Origin of the sequence: Pseudoclavibacter sp. RFBJ3, assembly GCF_002931375.1 — a bacterium.
Taxonomy (GTDB): domain Bacteria; phylum Actinomycetota; class Actinomycetes; order Actinomycetales; family Microbacteriaceae; genus Pseudoclavibacter.
Genome location: NZ_PSXZ01000006.1, coordinates 46956 through 61974 on the forward strand (window position 1 = coordinate 46956; position 15019 = coordinate 61974).

13 protein-coding genes are annotated in these 15019 nt (G+C 67.6%); 6 read left to right on the plus strand and 7 right to left on the minus strand.

What is annotated here, in order from left to right; genetic code table 11:
* The first annotated feature begins 72 nt into the window (after nucleotides 1–72).
* The 5 genes from gap (at nucleotide 73) to C5E07_RS07765 (ending at nucleotide 3806) form a co-directional block, all read left to right on the plus strand.
* The gene (gene gap, locus C5E07_RS07745) at nucleotides 73–1074 is read left to right on the plus strand and encodes a type I glyceraldehyde-3-phosphate dehydrogenase (protein WP_236558411.1); all 1002 of its coding nucleotides are present in this window, start codon (nucleotides 73–75) and stop codon (nucleotides 1072–1074) included.
* A gap of 31 nt (nucleotides 1075–1105) precedes the next feature.
* Nucleotides 1106–2317 carry a phosphoglycerate kinase gene (locus tag C5E07_RS07750; RefSeq protein ID WP_104299025.1) on the plus strand — a complete coding sequence of 404 codons (1212 nt, stop codon included), beginning with the start codon at nucleotides 1106–1108 and terminating at the stop codon, nucleotides 2315–2317.
* A complete protein-coding gene (gene tpiA, locus C5E07_RS07755; RefSeq protein ID WP_104299026.1) occupies nucleotides 2311–3099 on the plus strand; it encodes a triose-phosphate isomerase in 789 nt (262 codons plus the stop codon). Before C5E07_RS07750 ends, tpiA begins: the two co-directional genes overlap by 7 nt.
* A gap of 81 nt (nucleotides 3100–3180) precedes the next feature.
* On the plus strand, nucleotides 3181–3438 hold the full coding sequence (secG, locus tag C5E07_RS07760; RefSeq protein ID WP_104241218.1) for a preprotein translocase subunit SecG: 258 nt from the start codon (nucleotides 3181–3183) through the stop codon (nucleotides 3436–3438).
* Complete coding sequence (locus tag C5E07_RS07765; protein ID WP_104241217.1) at nucleotides 3438–3806, plus strand: RNA polymerase-binding protein RbpA; 369 nt, start codon at nucleotides 3438–3440, stop codon at nucleotides 3804–3806. The genes secG and C5E07_RS07765 overlap by 1 nt, the downstream gene beginning before the upstream one ends.
* A gap of 93 nt (nucleotides 3807–3899) precedes the next feature.
* On the opposite strand, the gene pgl is transcribed toward C5E07_RS07765, so the two are convergent.
* The 6 genes from pgl to tkt all read right to left on the minus strand — a co-directional run bounded on the left by pgl (nucleotide 3900) and on the right by tkt (nucleotide 12178).
* Nucleotides 3900–4655, minus strand: a complete 756-nt coding sequence (gene pgl, locus C5E07_RS07770; protein WP_104299027.1) for a 6-phosphogluconolactonase — start codon at nucleotides 4653–4655, stop codon at nucleotides 3900–3902.
* The gene (locus C5E07_RS07775; RefSeq protein WP_104241215.1) at nucleotides 4652–5650 is read right to left on the minus strand and encodes a glucose-6-phosphate dehydrogenase assembly protein OpcA; all 999 of its coding nucleotides are present in this window, start codon (nucleotides 5648–5650) and stop codon (nucleotides 4652–4654) included. Before C5E07_RS07775 ends, pgl begins: the two co-directional genes overlap by 4 nt.
* On the minus strand, nucleotides 5647–7188 hold the full coding sequence (zwf, locus tag C5E07_RS07780) for a glucose-6-phosphate dehydrogenase (protein ID WP_236558410.1): 1542 nt from the start codon (nucleotides 7186–7188) through the stop codon (nucleotides 5647–5649). Before zwf ends, C5E07_RS07775 begins: the two co-directional genes overlap by 4 nt.
* Nucleotides 7189–7293: 105 nt before the next feature.
* Entirely contained in the window at nucleotides 7294–8880 is a 1587-nt protein-coding gene (locus tag C5E07_RS07785; protein WP_104299028.1) for a glucose-6-phosphate isomerase, read from the minus strand.
* A gap of 9 nt (nucleotides 8881–8889) precedes the next feature.
* Complete coding sequence (tal, locus tag C5E07_RS07790) at nucleotides 8890–10008, minus strand: transaldolase (protein WP_104299029.1); 1119 nt, start codon at nucleotides 10006–10008, stop codon at nucleotides 8890–8892.
* Nucleotides 10009–10087: 79 nt separating this feature from the next.
* Nucleotides 10088–12178: a transketolase gene (gene tkt / locus C5E07_RS07795; protein ID WP_104299030.1), complete on the minus strand. Its 2091-nt coding sequence runs from the start codon at nucleotides 12176–12178 to the stop codon at nucleotides 10088–10090.
* Nucleotides 12179–12421: 243 nt separating this feature from the next.
* Between tkt and C5E07_RS07800 the strand changes: the two genes are divergently transcribed.
* Nucleotides 12422–13324 carry a heme o synthase gene (locus C5E07_RS07800; RefSeq protein WP_236558549.1) on the plus strand — a complete coding sequence of 301 codons (903 nt, stop codon included), beginning with the start codon at nucleotides 12422–12424 and terminating at the stop codon, nucleotides 13322–13324.
* A 592-nt stretch (nucleotides 13325–13916) separates the two neighbouring features.
* On the opposite strand, the gene C5E07_RS07805 is transcribed toward C5E07_RS07800, so the two are convergent.
* A complete protein-coding gene (locus C5E07_RS07805; RefSeq protein WP_104241209.1) occupies nucleotides 13917–14882 on the minus strand; it encodes a heme A synthase in 966 nt (321 codons plus the stop codon).
* Between the last annotated feature and the right edge of the window lie 137 nt (nucleotides 14883–15019).

The window sequence follows — 15019 nt, forward strand, 5'->3', positions numbered from 1 at the left end:
ATGGTGCACCCGGCCCTCCAAGGCCACACAGTCCTGTCAAATCGGAGAAACAACAGGAAAAAGGAGCATCACGTGACGAAAATCGCCATCAACGGTTTCGGACGCATCGGACGCAGCTACGCACGCGCACTGCTGCAGGATGACAACAACCTCGAGCTCGTTGCAATCAACGACCTGACCGACAACAAGACGCTTGCACACCTCCTCAAGTACGACTCCACGGGTGGCAAGCTGAAGAACGACATCTCGTTCGACGAAGACGCCATCTACGTCGACGGCAAGAAGATCACGGCGACCGCAGAGCGCGACCCCGCGAACCTGCCGTGGGCCGAGCTCGGTGTCGAGATCGTCATCGAGAGCACGGGTCACTTCACGGACCCCGACAAGGCTCGTGCGCACATCAGCGCAGGCGCCAAGAAGGTCATCCTCTCGGCTCCGGCCTCCGGACCGGCACCGACCTTCGTCTTCGGCGTCAACCACACCGAGTACGACCCCGAGAATGACGACGTCATCTCGAACGCATCCTGCACCACGAACTGCCTCGCGCCGCTCGTGAAGGTCTTCAACGACAAGTTCGGCATCGAGTCGGGTCTCATGACCACGGTTCACGCCTACACGTCCGACCAGAACCTGCAGGACGGCCCCCACAAGGACCTCCGCCGTGCGCGCGCAGCAGCGCTCAGCATCATCCCCACCTCGACGGGTGCGGCGAAGGCCATCGGCCTCGTCATCCCCGAGCTGGCGGGCAAGCTCGACGGCTTCGCTCTGCGCGTCCCCACCGAGACCGGCTCGATCACCGACCTCACCGTCGTCTCCAAGACGCCTGTGACCGTCGAAGAGGTCAACGCCGCGTACAAGGAAGCTGCTGAAGGCGAGTTCAAGGGCCTTCTCATGTACAACGAGGAAGACATCGTGTCGCGCGACATCGTCGGGGAGAACCACTCCTCGATCTTCGACGCACCGCTCACGAAGGTCATCGGCAACCAGGTGAAGCTGTCGTCCTGGTACGACAACGAGTGGGGCTACACGGTCCGTCTCGTCGACCTGACCGAGTACGTCGCAAGCAAGCTCTAACCACTTCGGCAAAAGAGGAAGGAACGCCAACATGGCGCTTCGCACAATCGAGACCCTTGGCTCCCTCACGGGAAAGAAGGTCATCGTTCGCTGCGACCTGAACGTGCCGCTCAAGGAGGGCGTGATCACCGACGATGGTCGGATTCGCGCCTCCCTCGGTACGCTCCGCCTCCTCCTCGACCAGGGTGCGCAGGTCATCGTGATCTCGCACCTTGGTCGGCCCAAGGGGGCACCAGAACCGCAGTACTCGCTCGCGCCGGCAGCTGCCAGGCTCGGCGAGCTGCTCGAGATCGATGCCCCGCTTGCAGCCGACACCGTCGGCGAGGATGCAGAACGCCGTGTTGCCGGGCTCGAGAACGGCCAGCTCGTCGTCCTCGAGAATCTGCGTTTCAACCCGGGGGAGACGAGCAAGGACGACGCTGAGCGCCGCGCCTTCGCAGAGCAGCTCGCGAACTTCGCGGACGCATTCGTCTCCGATGGCTTCGGGGTCGTGCATCGCAAGCAGGCTTCCGTCTACGACCTCCCACAGATCGTGCCGAGTGCCGCGGGACTCCTCGTGGCGAACGAGCTCGAGGTCCTCGAGCGGCTCACCTCCGCGGTCGAGCGCCCCTACGCGGTCGTGCTCGGCGGCTCGAAGGTGTCCGACAAGCTCGGCGTCATCGAGCACCTCCTGCCGAGGGTCGACTCGATCCTGATCGGCGGGGGAATGCTCTTCACGTTCCTCGCCGCTCAGGGACACAAGGTCGGCGCCTCCCTGCTCGAGGTCGACCAGCTCGACACCGTCCGCCGGTATCTGGCGGACGCCCAGGAGCGTGGCGTCTCGATCGTGCTCCCGACGGACATCGTGGTCGCCGCCTCGTTCTCGGCGGATGCCGATCACGAGGTCGTCCCCGCCGATGGCATCGAGGGCAGCGCGTTCGGCGCAGACGGAATCGGGCTCGACATCGGCCCGGAGACGGCCAAGGCATTCGCCGCGGCCATCCGCGAGTCGAGCACCGTGTTCTGGAACGGCCCCATGGGCGTGTTCGAGTTCCCCGCATTCGCGGAAGGCACTCGCACCGTCGCTGAGGCACTCACCAAGGTCGACGGCCTCTCGGTCGTTGGCGGCGGTGACTCCGCGGCAGCCGTGCGCACGCTCGGCTTCGCTGATGACGAATTTGGCCACATCTCTACTGGTGGTGGTGCGAGCCTCGAGTTCCTCGAAGGCAAGCAGCTGCCCGGATTGCAGGTTCTCGGATGGTAACGACTCGCACCCCGCTCATGGCGGGCAACTGGAAGATGAACCTGGACCACCTCCAGGCCATCGCGTTCACGCAGAAGCTCGCCTGGGCGCTGAAGGACGCGAAGCACGACTTCGACGACGTCGAGGTCGCTGTCTTCCCGCCCTACACCGACCTCCGAAGCGTGCAGACGCTCGTGGACGCCGACAAGCTGTCGCTCAGCTACGGTGCCCAGGATGTCTCGGCGCACGACTCCGGTGCCTACACGGGGGAGATCTCGGGAGCTTTCCTGAGGGCTCTCGCGTGCAAGTACGTCATCATCGGTCACTCCGAGCGACGCACCCTGCACGCGGAGACCGATGAGGTCGTCGGCAGCAAGGTCAAGGCTGCGATCAAGCACGGTCTCGTGCCTGTCCTGTGCGTCGGCGAGACGTCCGAGGACCTCGAGAAGTTCGGCGCAAGCGCCGTTCCCGTGGCTCAGCTCAAGGCAGCGTTGGAGGGCATCGAGGGAACACCTGACCTCGTCGTCGCCTACGAGCCGGTCTGGGCGATCGGTTCCGGCCAGGCGGCAACGCCCGAGCAGGCGCAGACCGTCGCGAACGCTCTTCGCGTCGCTCTCGAAGAGCTCCTGGGCGAGTCCGTGGCGTCAGCCACGCGCATCCTCTACGGCGGCTCGGTCAAGTCCGACAACATCGCCGGCTTCATGCGCGAGCCCGACGTCGACGGCGCACTCATCGGCGGCGCGAGCCTCAAGGTCGACGAGTTCAGCGCCATCGCGCGGTTCCGTCAGCACGTCGGTTCCTAGTCGCAAACGCGAACCATCTATACTCGGACGTGGCCTGTTCACTCAGGCCACGTCCGAGTCCGTTCATCTGAGAGGGATTCCGTGGATATTCTCCTCGTCATCCTGCAGGTCGTGCTGGCCATCACCAGCGTCCTGCTGATCCTGTTCATTCTGTTGCACCGCGGACGAGGCGGCGGACTCTCCGACATGTTCGGTGGCGGCATGGGCTCCAATCTGGGCGCTTCCGGCGTCGCGGAGAAGAACCTGAACCGCATCACGGTGACCCTCGCGGTCATCTGGCTGCTCGCTATCGTCGCTATGGGCATCATCACCCGCATTCAAACGGTTGTGGTGAGCTAATGGCCCAGGGGGGATCTGCGATCAGGGGATCGCGTGTCGGTGCCGGTCCTATGGGGGAGACAGATCACGGGGTGCACGCTGCGCGCGTGTCGATCTCGTACTGGGACGCGCACGGCAACGAGACCGTCAGGCACTACTCCGCGGAGATCGCGGAGGACGACATCCCCGATCTCATCGACTGCCCGATCTCCGGCCTTCCGGCCGGACGTGACCGGGAGAACCCGCCGGCAGCCGTAAAGGTCGCGCCGTACAAGACACACCTGGCGTACGTCAAGGAACGACGCACGGCCGAGGAAGCGGAACGCCTCCTCGAGGAGGCGCTGTCGAAGCTGCGCGAGCGTCGCGGCAAGACGACTTCGAAGTCCTGAGCACCTCAGCTTCACACGGCTGAGCAACGAACAACGGCCCCGTCCGAGAGTCTTCTCTCGACCGGGGCCGTTGTTCGTGCGCCGAACTGGCGCCTAGCCGAGTGCCTCTGCGGCTGCGGCATCAAGCAGCAGCAGCGTCTCGAGGCGACCGGTCGCGGCCCCGAGTGGTGATTCCTTCGCGGTGACTCCCTCGGTGGCGGCGAGGCGAACGGCGTCTGCCTTCTCGGCACCGGTGACCACGGCCCAGACACGCGCGGATTCGCGGATGGCCGGGAGGGTGAGCGTCACCCGTTCGGGAGGCGGCTTCGGCGAGTCACGGATACTGTTGACAAGCGCCGAGGTCTCCTCGAGTCCCTCCGTTCCGGGGAAGAGCGACGCGGTGTGTCCGTCTCCGCCAGCACCGAGCAGCACGAGGTCGAGCGACGGGATGCCGCCGGGGACCCCGTCGGCCGGCGGGACGAGTGCACGCAGCTCAGCCTCGTAGGCTGCGGTGGCATCCTCGAGGGACTCTCCGCTGTCGCTCGCGAGCGTCGCGTGCAGGCGTGCCTGCTCGAAGCCGGCCGCGCCCTTCAGCGCCTCGGCGACCGCGACGACGTTCCGCTCGTCGTGGCCCGTCGGAACGAATCGCTCGTCGGCGAACCAGACGTGCACGCGCGACCAGTCGAGGCCCGCGCGCTCCACCGCGGCGACGAAAGCGGGGAGCACTTTCGTCGCGACGGAGCCGCCGCTCACGGCGATGTGGAGCTCCGCCGTCGTGGAACCCAGCAGCCGCGCGAAGCGCTGCGCCGTGTGCTCGGCAACCGCCGAGACGGAGGGCTCGACGTGCCTGCTTCGAGCGGCCTGTGTCATGCCTGCACTCCCTCGTTCTCCGCCGACTCGTCCGTCGTGGAAGCGGTCTCTGCGACCGCGAGCTCCCGGGCTTCCGTCTCGGCGGCCTCGGCGAGCACCTCGCCGAAGACGCGGTCGGGACCAAGCGAGCGGAGCTCCTCTGCGAGAACATCCGGGAGATCCCTCACGGGCATCGGGATCTTCTGCTCCGGCTGACCCGGCTGCGTGAGCACGACGGCGGAGTCGCTGACCCGCTCGAACGTGACCACGCCGCTCGGGCGGGTGAGCTTGATCGCACGGAGCTGAGCTCGGCCGAGCTCTCGCTCCGTCGCCTGGGCGAGCCGGACCGGGACCTGCAGCGCCAGCTGCAGCCAGGCCGCCATCAAGAGGGTTGACGTGTGCGAGGGACGCCCGATGACCTCGACTTCCTGGATGGGCTCGTACGGGGGCTGGTCGAGCACCGCGGCGATCTGCGCGCGCCAGCTGGTGAGCCTGGTCCACGCGAGGTCGCTGTCGCCGTCGCAGAAGCCCTCTGCGAGTTTCGTGACGGTCTCACCGCCGTTGCTGGCGCTGCCGGAGTCGACGATGCGCAGCTGGGCGATGCGACCGAGCGACGAGGCGCTCGGGGCGCCGAGCGCGGAGTCGGGCCACCAGGCGACCACCGGGGCGTCCGGCAGAAGCAGTGCCTGCACCAGGGTCTCGGGATCGTCCGCCGCCGGTCCGGAGACGTGCAGCACGATGACCTCACTCGCCCCGGCGTCTCCGCCGACTCGGATCTCCGCGTCCATGTTGGAGGTCTTCGCGGTGCGGTCGACGACGTGGATGACGATGACGCGCATGGGGTGCTCGCCTGAGGCGGAGTTGGCTGCGGCGATCGCGGCCTCGCCTCGCCGCTCGCCGGTCGAGATGACGAGCGTGAGCACGCGCCCGAGCGCGACTGCTCCGCCTTCTTCTCGCATCGACACGAGCCGCTTCGAGACGGCTGAGGTCGTGGTGTTGCCGAGTTCGATGATCACGGGCGCCTCCAGGTGCGGCCATCGCGGGCGAGGAGGGCTGTGGCCGAGGCCGGACCCCAGCTGCCGGGTTTGTAGAGTTCGGGTTGTCCCTGCGTCGCCCAGTACTCCTCGACGGGGTCGAGGATCTTCCAGGAGAGCTCGACCTCCTCGTGGCGCGGGAAGAGGGGCGGGTCGCCGAGCAGCACGTCGAGGATGAGTCGCTCGTAGGCTTCCGGGCTTGACTCGGTGAACGCGTGGCCGTACCCGAAGTCCATGGTCACATCGCGGACGTGCATGCCGGATCCTGGAATCTTCGAGCCGAAGCGGATGGTGACGCCTTCGTCCGGCTGCACGCGGATCACGAGGGCATTCGGCCCGAGCGACGTCCGCTGCGCCTCCTCGAACAGGTACAGCGGACCCTGCTTGAAGGTGACGGCGATCTCCGTCACGCGGCGGCCAAGGCGCTTGCCCGTCCGAAGGTAGAACGGCACCCCAGCCCAGCGGCGGGAGTCGAGTTCCACGCGAAGGGCGGCGTAGGTCTCCGTGGTCGACTGCGGGTTCATGCCGTCTTCCTCGAGGAAGCCACGCACGAACTCGCCACCCTGCCATCCGGAGCCGTACTGGCCTCGGGCGGAGGCGAGCGACAGGTCGCGGGGGAGCCGGACCGCTGCGAGCGCCTTCTCCTTCTCCTGGCGGAGGTCCTTGGCGTTGAAGGAGAGCGGCTCTTCCATCGCGGTGAGCGCGAGCAGCTGCAGGAGGTGGTTCTGGATGACGTCGCGTGCGGCGCCCACTCCGTCGTAGTATCCGGCGCGACCGGACACGCCGATGTCCTCCGCCATGGTGATCTGCACGTGATCGACCGTGTTGGCGTTCCAGAGCGGCTCGAACATCGAGTTCGCGAAGCGCAGCGCGAGGATGTTCTGCACCGTCTCCTTGCCGAGGTAGTGGTCGATGCGGAAGATGGCGTCGCTCGAGAAGACCGACTCGACGATGCTGTTCAGCTCGCGAGCCGACGCGAGATCGTGCCCGAACGGCTTCTCGATGATGACTCGGCGCCAGGAATCCTCTCGCTCATCCGCGAGTCCCGAGCGTCGCAGCTGGGTCGTGACTTCGGGGAAGGATCGCGGCGGGATCGACAGGTAGAAGGCGTGGTTGCCTCGCGTGCCCTGGTCCTCGTCGAGCTCGTCGAGCACTGACTTCAGCGAGTCGAAGGACTCATCGTTGTCGAACTCACCCGAGACGAAGCGCATGCCCTTCGCGAGCTGCGTCCAGACCTCCTCGTTGAACGGGGTCCTCGCGTGCTGCTCGACGTTCTCCTTGACGAACGCACGGAACTCGTCGTCCGACCAGGGCCGGCGCGCGAAGCCGACGAGTCCGAACGAGGGGGAGAGGAGTCCGCGGTTGGCCAGGTCGTAGACCGCTGGCAGGAGCTTCTTGCGGGACAGGTCGCCCGTTACTCCGAAGATGACGAGGCTCGACGGTCCTGCGATGCGGCGGAGTCGCCCGTCGTCGATGGACCTGAGGGGGTTGTTGTCAGCGCTGATGTCGACTGGCGTCACAGCGTCGCCTCCTTTTTTGTGTAGGCACGAGTGTTCTGTTCTCCGGGGAGACCCGGAGACGGGGCGGGGACGCGAGGGGTCTCGCATCCCCGCCCCGATGATCGATCAGCGCGAGATGGCTCCGAGGAGCGCGTCGAGCCCGTGTCCGCCTTGCCCGAGGTCGATCCGCAGGACTGGCTGCGAGTGCGACTCGAGCACGGAGGCGTCGCCGGCAGCCTGCGCGGAGATGAGCGTCCCGAAGGTGAAGGGGCGCTCTGGGATCTCCAGGTCGTGCGGCTCAGCCGAGGTGATCTGGAGGAACGCCCCGACCTTCGGGCCGCCCTTGTGGAACTGGCCGGTGGAGTGCAGGAAGCGAGGGCCCCAGCCGAAGGTCACGGGGCGGCCTGAACGCTGCGCGAGCTCGTCCCGGAGCGCCTCGAGTGCCCCGAAGCGGTTCCGGTCGACGTAGGCCTGAACCGACAGGTAGCCGTCCGACGGGATGAGCTCCACGAGGGCGTCGATGGCGCCGCTCAGCGTGCTCTGCCCCTCGACGACGGACTGGGTGCCGCGCACCTCGACGCCGTCGACCGCGAAGGCCGCCGGAGTCGGCTCCGGCGTCGCCTCGAGCAGACCGCGTGCTGCGACCTTGGCCGATTCGACATCGGGCTGGTCGTACGGGTTGATCCCGATGACGGCTCCCGCGACGGCGACTGCCGTCTCCCACAGGACGAACTGGCCGCCGAGGGTGCCGGAGACGGCGATGTCGTCGCCGCCAGCCGGGGTCGCCTCGGCGTCGTCGACGACCCGAACGAGCTGCAGGTCAGCGGGGCGCGCGGCGACTTCCGGCGCGCGGGAGGTGAGGACCACGGGGAGGATCCCGAGGTCGTCTTTCCCCGTCGACTCGGCGATGAGCTGCTCGACCCAGTCGCCGAAGCCGACGATGGACGTGCCGTCGTCGAGGACGCCGAGGAATCGCTTGGCGGCGATCGCCGCGCCGAGGACGAGCGCGGGGTTGCTCTCGTCGTCGACCGAGACGACGGTCGCCGCGACGCCTGCGTCGTCCAGGAGGCCGGCGATGTCGACGCCCGCGAGCCCGGAGGGGACCAGGCCGAACGCGGTGAGTGCCGAGAAGCGGCCACCGACGTGAGGGTCGGCCAGGAACACCCGGTAGCCGGCCTCACGTGAGGCGGCTTCCATGGGCGAGCCCGGGTCGGTCACGATCACGATGCGGCTGGCCGGGTCGATGCCCGCCGCCTCGAAGGCGTGGGCGAACGTCCGGCGCTGCGAGTCGGTCTCGACCGTCGAGCCGGACTTCGAGGAGACGATGATGGCCGTCTTCTCGAGGCTCTCCTCGACGGCGGCCCGGACCTGAGCCGGGTCGGTCGAATCGAGGACCACGAGCTCGACGCCGGCGGTGCGCGTGATGATCTCCGGAGCGAGCGACGATCCGCCCATTCCGCAGAGCACGAACCGCGTCACGCCGGCATCCGCGAACTCGGCCTTGAGAGCCAGGATGCCCTCAACGAGGTCGCGGGAGACCTCGTGCGCGCGAGTCCAGCCGAGTCGAATCGCGGATTCGGCCTCAGCAGCGGCTCCCCACAGGGTCGCGTCCTGCGCGAACAGGCGGGAGGCGAAGCGATCGCCGACGAGGGCGCCGACCTTCTCGGCGGCGGCAGCGGAGGCCGCGCCCGAGGTGCTGACCTTGATGCCCACGGCCCGGACCTACGCCTTCGCCGCTGCAGCCTGGAGCTGCGAGTCGACGGTTGCCTTGAGCTCCTGCCAGGAGACGATGAACTTGTCGACGCCCTCGGTCTCGAGCTGCTCGGTCACCTCGACGTAGCTCACGCCGATCGACTCGAGCGCGTCCAGCGTCGTGTTCGCGGCGTGCGCGGTGCCGGCGACGGTGTCACCGGTGATGACGCCGTGGTCGGCGACAGCCTCGAGGGTCTTCTCCGGCATGGTGTTGACGGTGTCGGCCGCGACGAGCTCCGTGACGTAGAGGGTGTCGGGCAGCGCGGGGTCCTTGACACCGGTGGAGGCCCAGAGCGGGCGCTGCTTGTGCGCACCTTCCTCGAGCAGGAGCTTCGCGCGCTCGCTCGAGAATTCCTCCTCGAAGGCCGCGTAGGCGAGGCGTGCGTTCGCGAGAGCCGCGAGGCTCTTGAGCGCGATCGCGTCGTCGGTGCCGATCGCGACGAGACGCTTGTCGATCTCCGCGTCGACACGCGACACGAAGAAGGAGGCGACGGAGCGGATCGTCGACAGGTCGTGTCCACGCTCACGCGCCTGCTCGAGCCCGGAGAGGTACGCGTTGACGACCTCCCGGTACCGGCTCAGGCTGAAGATGAGGGTGACGTTGACGCTGATGCCCGAGGCGATGACCTCGGTGATCGCGGGCAGGCCCTCGACGGTGGCCGGGATCTTGATCATGGCGTTCTTGCGGTCGACCGTGGCCCAGAGTCGCTTGGCCTCGTCGATGGTCGCGTCGGTGTCGCGAGCGAGCTCGGGGGAGACCTCGATCGAGACGCGCCCGTCGAGTCCGTTGCTCGCCTCGTAGATCGGCAGGAAGAGGTCGCAGGCCGAGCGCACATCGTCGGTCGTGATGTCGAAGATCGCCTCGTCGACGCTGGCACCGCGGGCCTGGAGCTCGGCGACCTGCGCGTCGTATGCCTCGCCCTTGCTGAGCGCGCCGGCGAAGATCGTCGGGTTCGTGGTCACGCCGACGATGCCCCGCTCGGCGATGAGACGCTCGAGGGCGCCCGACTCGAGGCTGGAGCGGGAGAGGTCGTCGAGCCAGATGCTGACGCCGGCCTCGGCGAGTGCTGCTGTTGGTGTTGAAGTCATTGCTGGTGTTCCTTCGCGTTGCTGGTGAAGAAGTGCTGGGTGCCGCTGCATGGGCGAACGGTGTGCCGCCCGTGGACGGCTAGCGCGCGAGCGAGTCGAGCGCCGCGTCGACGACGGCGTCCGCCGTGATGCCGTAGGCCTTGTAGAGCTCGGGCTGGTCAGCGGATGCGCCGAACGTCTCGATGGAGACGCTGCGGCCCTTGGGGCCGACGAACTGGAGCCAGGGGAGTGCGAGGCCTGCTTCGATGCTCACGCGAGCCTCGACGGCCGACGGCAGCACGTGCTCCCGGTAGGCGTCGTCCTGCTCGGCGAACCACTCGAAGCTCGGGACGGACACGACTCGCGTCGGGTGTCCCTGAGCCTGCAGGGTCTCGCGTGCCTCGAGTGCGTACTGCACCTCGGAACCGGTGGCGAGCACGATGACCTCAGGCGCTCCGCCGGCAGCCTCCGCGAGCACGTAGGCGCCGCGCTTCGTGCTAGCAGCCGAGCCGAACTCCTGCTCGTTGGCGTCGCCGGAACCGCGTGCGATGACGGGGAGGTCCTGACGCGAGAGGATGAGGCCGGTCGGGCCGCCTCGACGGCTCACGACCTCGAGCCAGGCGGCAGCCGTCTCCGGGCCGTCGGCTGGTCGAACGACCGCGAGGTTCGGGATCGCGCGGAGCGCGGTCAGCGACTCCACAGGCTGGTGCGTCGGCCCGTCGCCGCCGAGGGCGATCGAGTCGTGCGTCCAGACGAAGATCGACGGGATGTTCATGAGCGCGGCGAGACGCACCGAGGGGCGCATGTAGTCGCTGAACATGAGGAAGGTGCCGCCGAAGGCGCGCGTCTTGCCGTGCAGGGTGATCCCGTTGAGGATCGCGCCCATGGCGTGCTCGCGGATGCCGAAGTGCAGCACGCGGCCGTACGGGTTGCCCGTCCAGCTGGACGTCGAGAACTTCTCGGGGATGAACGACGCGGCCTTGCTGATGGTCGTGTTGTTCGAGCCGGCGAGGTCGGCAGAGCCACCCCACAGCTCCGGCAGGTGTGCCGCAAGCGCGTTGATCGCCTCACCGGAGGCCTTGCGGGTCGAGACCTTGGCGACGCCCGCGAAGTCGGGGAGCGCATCCGCGATGCCCTCTGGCAGCTCATCGGCCTCGAGGCGCTCGAGGAGCTGCGCGCGCTCCGGGTTGGCGCTCTTCCAAGCGTCGAAGCTCTGCTGCCACTCCGCGCGAACGGGCGCGACGCGGTCGGCGAGACCGCGGGTGTAGGCCAGCACGTCGTCGGCGACCTCGAAGCTCTGCTTCGGGTCGAACCCGACGAGGCTCTTGACGGCCTCGAGCTCGGTCTCCCCGAGCGCGGAGCCGTGGATGCCGCCCGTGTTCTGCTTGGTCGGGCTCGGCCAGCCGATGATGGTCCGGAGCACGATGATCGAGGGGCGGCCCGTCTCGGCCTGCGCCGCGAGCGTCGCGTCGTGGAGAGCCGCGAGGTCCTCGTGGTACTGCTCTCCAGCGGTCCAGTCGACCGTCTGCACGTGCCAGCCGTAGGCCTCGTAGCGCTTCGCGACGTCCTCGGTGAAGGCGATGTCGGTGTCGTCCTCGATGGAGATCTGGTTCGCATCGTAGAACACGATGAGGTTGCCGAGCTCCTGGTGTCCGGCAAGCGAGGATGCCTCGCTCGTGACACCTTCCTGGAGGTCGCCGTCGCTCGCGATGACGTAGACGCGGTGATCGAACGGGCTCTCCCCGACCGCGGTCTCTGGGTCGAACAGGCCGCGCTCGAAGCGCTGCGCGTAGGCGAACCCGACGGCGGACGCGAGTCCCTGGCCGAGCGGGCCGGTCGTCATCTCGACGTGGTCGGTGTGCCCGAACTCGGGGTGCCCAGGCGTCTTCGAGCCGAACTGGCGAAGCTGCTTGAGGTCATCGAGCTCGAGGCCGAAGCCGCCCAGGTACAGCTGGCAGTACTGCGTCAGCGAGGAATGCCCTGCGGACAGGATGAAGCGGTCTCGACCGATCCAGTGCGGGTCCTTCGGATCGACCCGCATCACGTGCTGGTAGAGCAGCGTCGCGAGGGGAGCAAGGCTCATCGCCGTGCCGGGGTGTCCACCCTTCGCCTTCTCAACTGCGTCTGCCGCCAAGATCCTTGCTGTGTCGACTGCACGTCGATCGAGCTCGGACCACTCAAAATTCGTCACACTGCGTCCCGTCGTCGTTGGGAAAGGGCCGCCTCACAGCTTATCGCCACGACGGGTCCGCGCGGGGGGAACGTCGTTCAGTTCCCGGTCATGTTTCTCCGTGCGACGAGCCTCACAGCGCTTTCAGCCGGGTGTGAGGCTGGCCGCACCCAGGAAACGGGACGGCTTCTGGGCAAGAGCAGATAGAATTGCCAGCAGATTTCGAGCGAAGAGGAATTGGTGGCTTTGTCTGTCGATGAACTAGTGGCCGTGGCACCCCCGGAGCGGAAGCCTTTCGGGCGCAAGGTACGGGCCTACGTGGCGCTGACGAAACCTCGAATCATCGAGCTGCTCCTCATCACGACGGTCCCGACGATGTTCCTCGCCCACGGTGGCGTCCCGAACCTGTGGCTCGTCCTCGGCGTGGTCCTCGGCGGAGCGATGTCCGCGGGCAGCGCGAGCGCCTTCAACTGCTACATCGACCGCGATATCGACCGCCTGATGAAGCGCACCGCCAAGCGTCCGCTCGTCACGGGCGAGCTCTCAGACCGAGAGGCTCTCGTCTTCTCGTTCGCCCTCGGCATCCTGTCGATCGTCGTGCTCTGGCTCGTCGCGAACCCGCTGACGGCAGCGCTCTCGCTCGGCGCGATCCTGCTCTACGTCGTCTTCTACACGATCGTGCTCAAGCGCCGCACGGAGCAGAACATCATCTGGGGTGGCGTGGCTGGCTGCATGCCCGTCCTCATCGGCTGGGCCGGCGTCACCAACTCGCTCAGCTGGGCGCCGTTCGTGCTCTTCGCGATCATCTTCCTGTGGACTCCAGCCCACTACTGGCCACTCTCGGTGAAGTACCGAGACGACTACGCCAAGGCGAGCGTGCCGATGCTGTCCGTCACGGAGGGCGAGCTCTCGGTCTCGCTGCAGACCGTCCTCTACGCGTGGGCGACGGTCATCTGCTCGCTCCTGCTCGTGCCGGTCGCGGGGATGGGCTGGCTCTACACCTCGGTCGCGCTGCTGTCGGGCGGCTGGTTCCTCTACGAGGCTCACGTGCTCTACTACCGCACGATCACCGGCAAGGGCGGCAAGCCCATGAAGGTCTTCCACCTCTCGATCACGTACCTGACGCTCGTCTTCGTCGCGGTCGGCATCGACCCGCTGATCTCCTAGATCACGGTTGGCCGCGAGGTCAACACCCAGCCCGAGGTCAACACTCAGATCGCTCGCGACCGCGTGCGATCGCGCAGGAAGCGACCACGGCGAGCAGGCCGGGTTCTCGCGGTGGTCGCAACACCGTGGTGCATCAGATCGATTCCAGCAGGCGCCCGGCTTGGAGTCTCCCCACCGCCGGTGGGAACTGGTCGCCCTCGCTCCTCGTCCAACGAGCCTCGCCCTCGCCCCACCCCTCTCGGAACACCCACGCCTCCCCGCCCTACCGCCCTTCATCCACTCGCCCAAAGCGGAGTTGTGGTCGTGAAGACTCGCTCCCAGCAACCACAACTCAGCTCTCGACCGACTGCTGGGGCGCGGGCCCGGGCGCGGGCGCGGGCGCGAGGTGCGGGCCCGGGCGCAAGGTTGTGGCCAGGTGTTGTTGCCACTTGCCCCGACCGCGTTTCGCCACAACTCTGCGCGCACTCGCCGGGTTTGGAGGCGCGCCCGCGAGGTGCACGGCACGGCGCGGCGGGCAGCTTGCGGGCGGCAGGGACATGCAGCGGCCCCGGCGAGCAGTGCTCGCCGGGGCCGCTGCATCAGCCGATCCCGATCAGACGCGCGCTGGACGTCCTTCGCGACGGATCGTGGCGACGGCGGTCGTGGCGACGGCGATGGTCGTGACCGAGAGCACCATATGGACGATGACGAGCGTGATGGGAAGTCCGGTGCGCGCCTGCCAGATGCCGACGGCCGCTTGCGCGACGATGAGGCACAGCAGGCCGATCGAGACTCGCCGCGTCGCCGCGAAGCCCCGAACCGAGGCGACCACGACGAAGATGAGCGAGCAGGCGAGCAGGATGTAGGCCGGCCAGGAGTGCACGTGCTGCATGATGACCGGATCGAGGCCGTTCCGCGAGGCGGCCGAGTCTCCGGCGTGGGGCCCAGAGCCAGTCGTGAGTGCGCCGACGAAGACCGTCACCCACACCCAAACGTTGACGACGACGCTGATCGTGAGCACGAGGCCGGCCCGGCTGACATCGAGCCGGGTCCCCACCTCGGGGACGGGCTCGCCGCTTCGCACGCGGAACAGCAGCACCGCTGCGATGGCGCAGATGAGGCCGGAGATGAGGAAGTGGAGGCCGACGATGTCGGGGTTGAGCCCCGTGAGCACCGTGATGCCGCCCACGATCGCCTGCAGGATGATGAGGAGACCGATCGAGAACGCGGGGACGGCGAGGCGCATGCCGCGGGGGCGCACGCGCAGCACGGCGAGGAACAGCAGCAGGGCGATGATGCAGAGGATGCCCGTCAGCAGGCGGTTGCCGAACTCGATGACGCCGTGGATGCCCATCTCGGGCGTGTTGATGAGCGACCCCTCCGTGCAGTACGGCCAGGTCGGGCAGCCGAGGCCGGAGCCGGTGAGTCGCACGAGTCCGCCCGTGCCGACGATGGCGATGTTCGCGACCAGGCTCGCCCACGCCAGGAAGCGCGTGTACCGGGTGATGCTGGTCGGCAGCAATCGCGCGCGGAGGTCATCCGCTCGTGAGGGACGGACGGGAGCGACTTGCGCGGTCACGAGTTCCTTTCAGACGCCTGGCATGTCTGGCGTAGGATAGAAGTTGTTGTCTTCGCTCGGGACGTGCGCCCGAATCGCGGCGCAGGGAACAATGGAGGCCCCTCGCGGGTTCCATTCTACGAGAGGTAGACGCACGC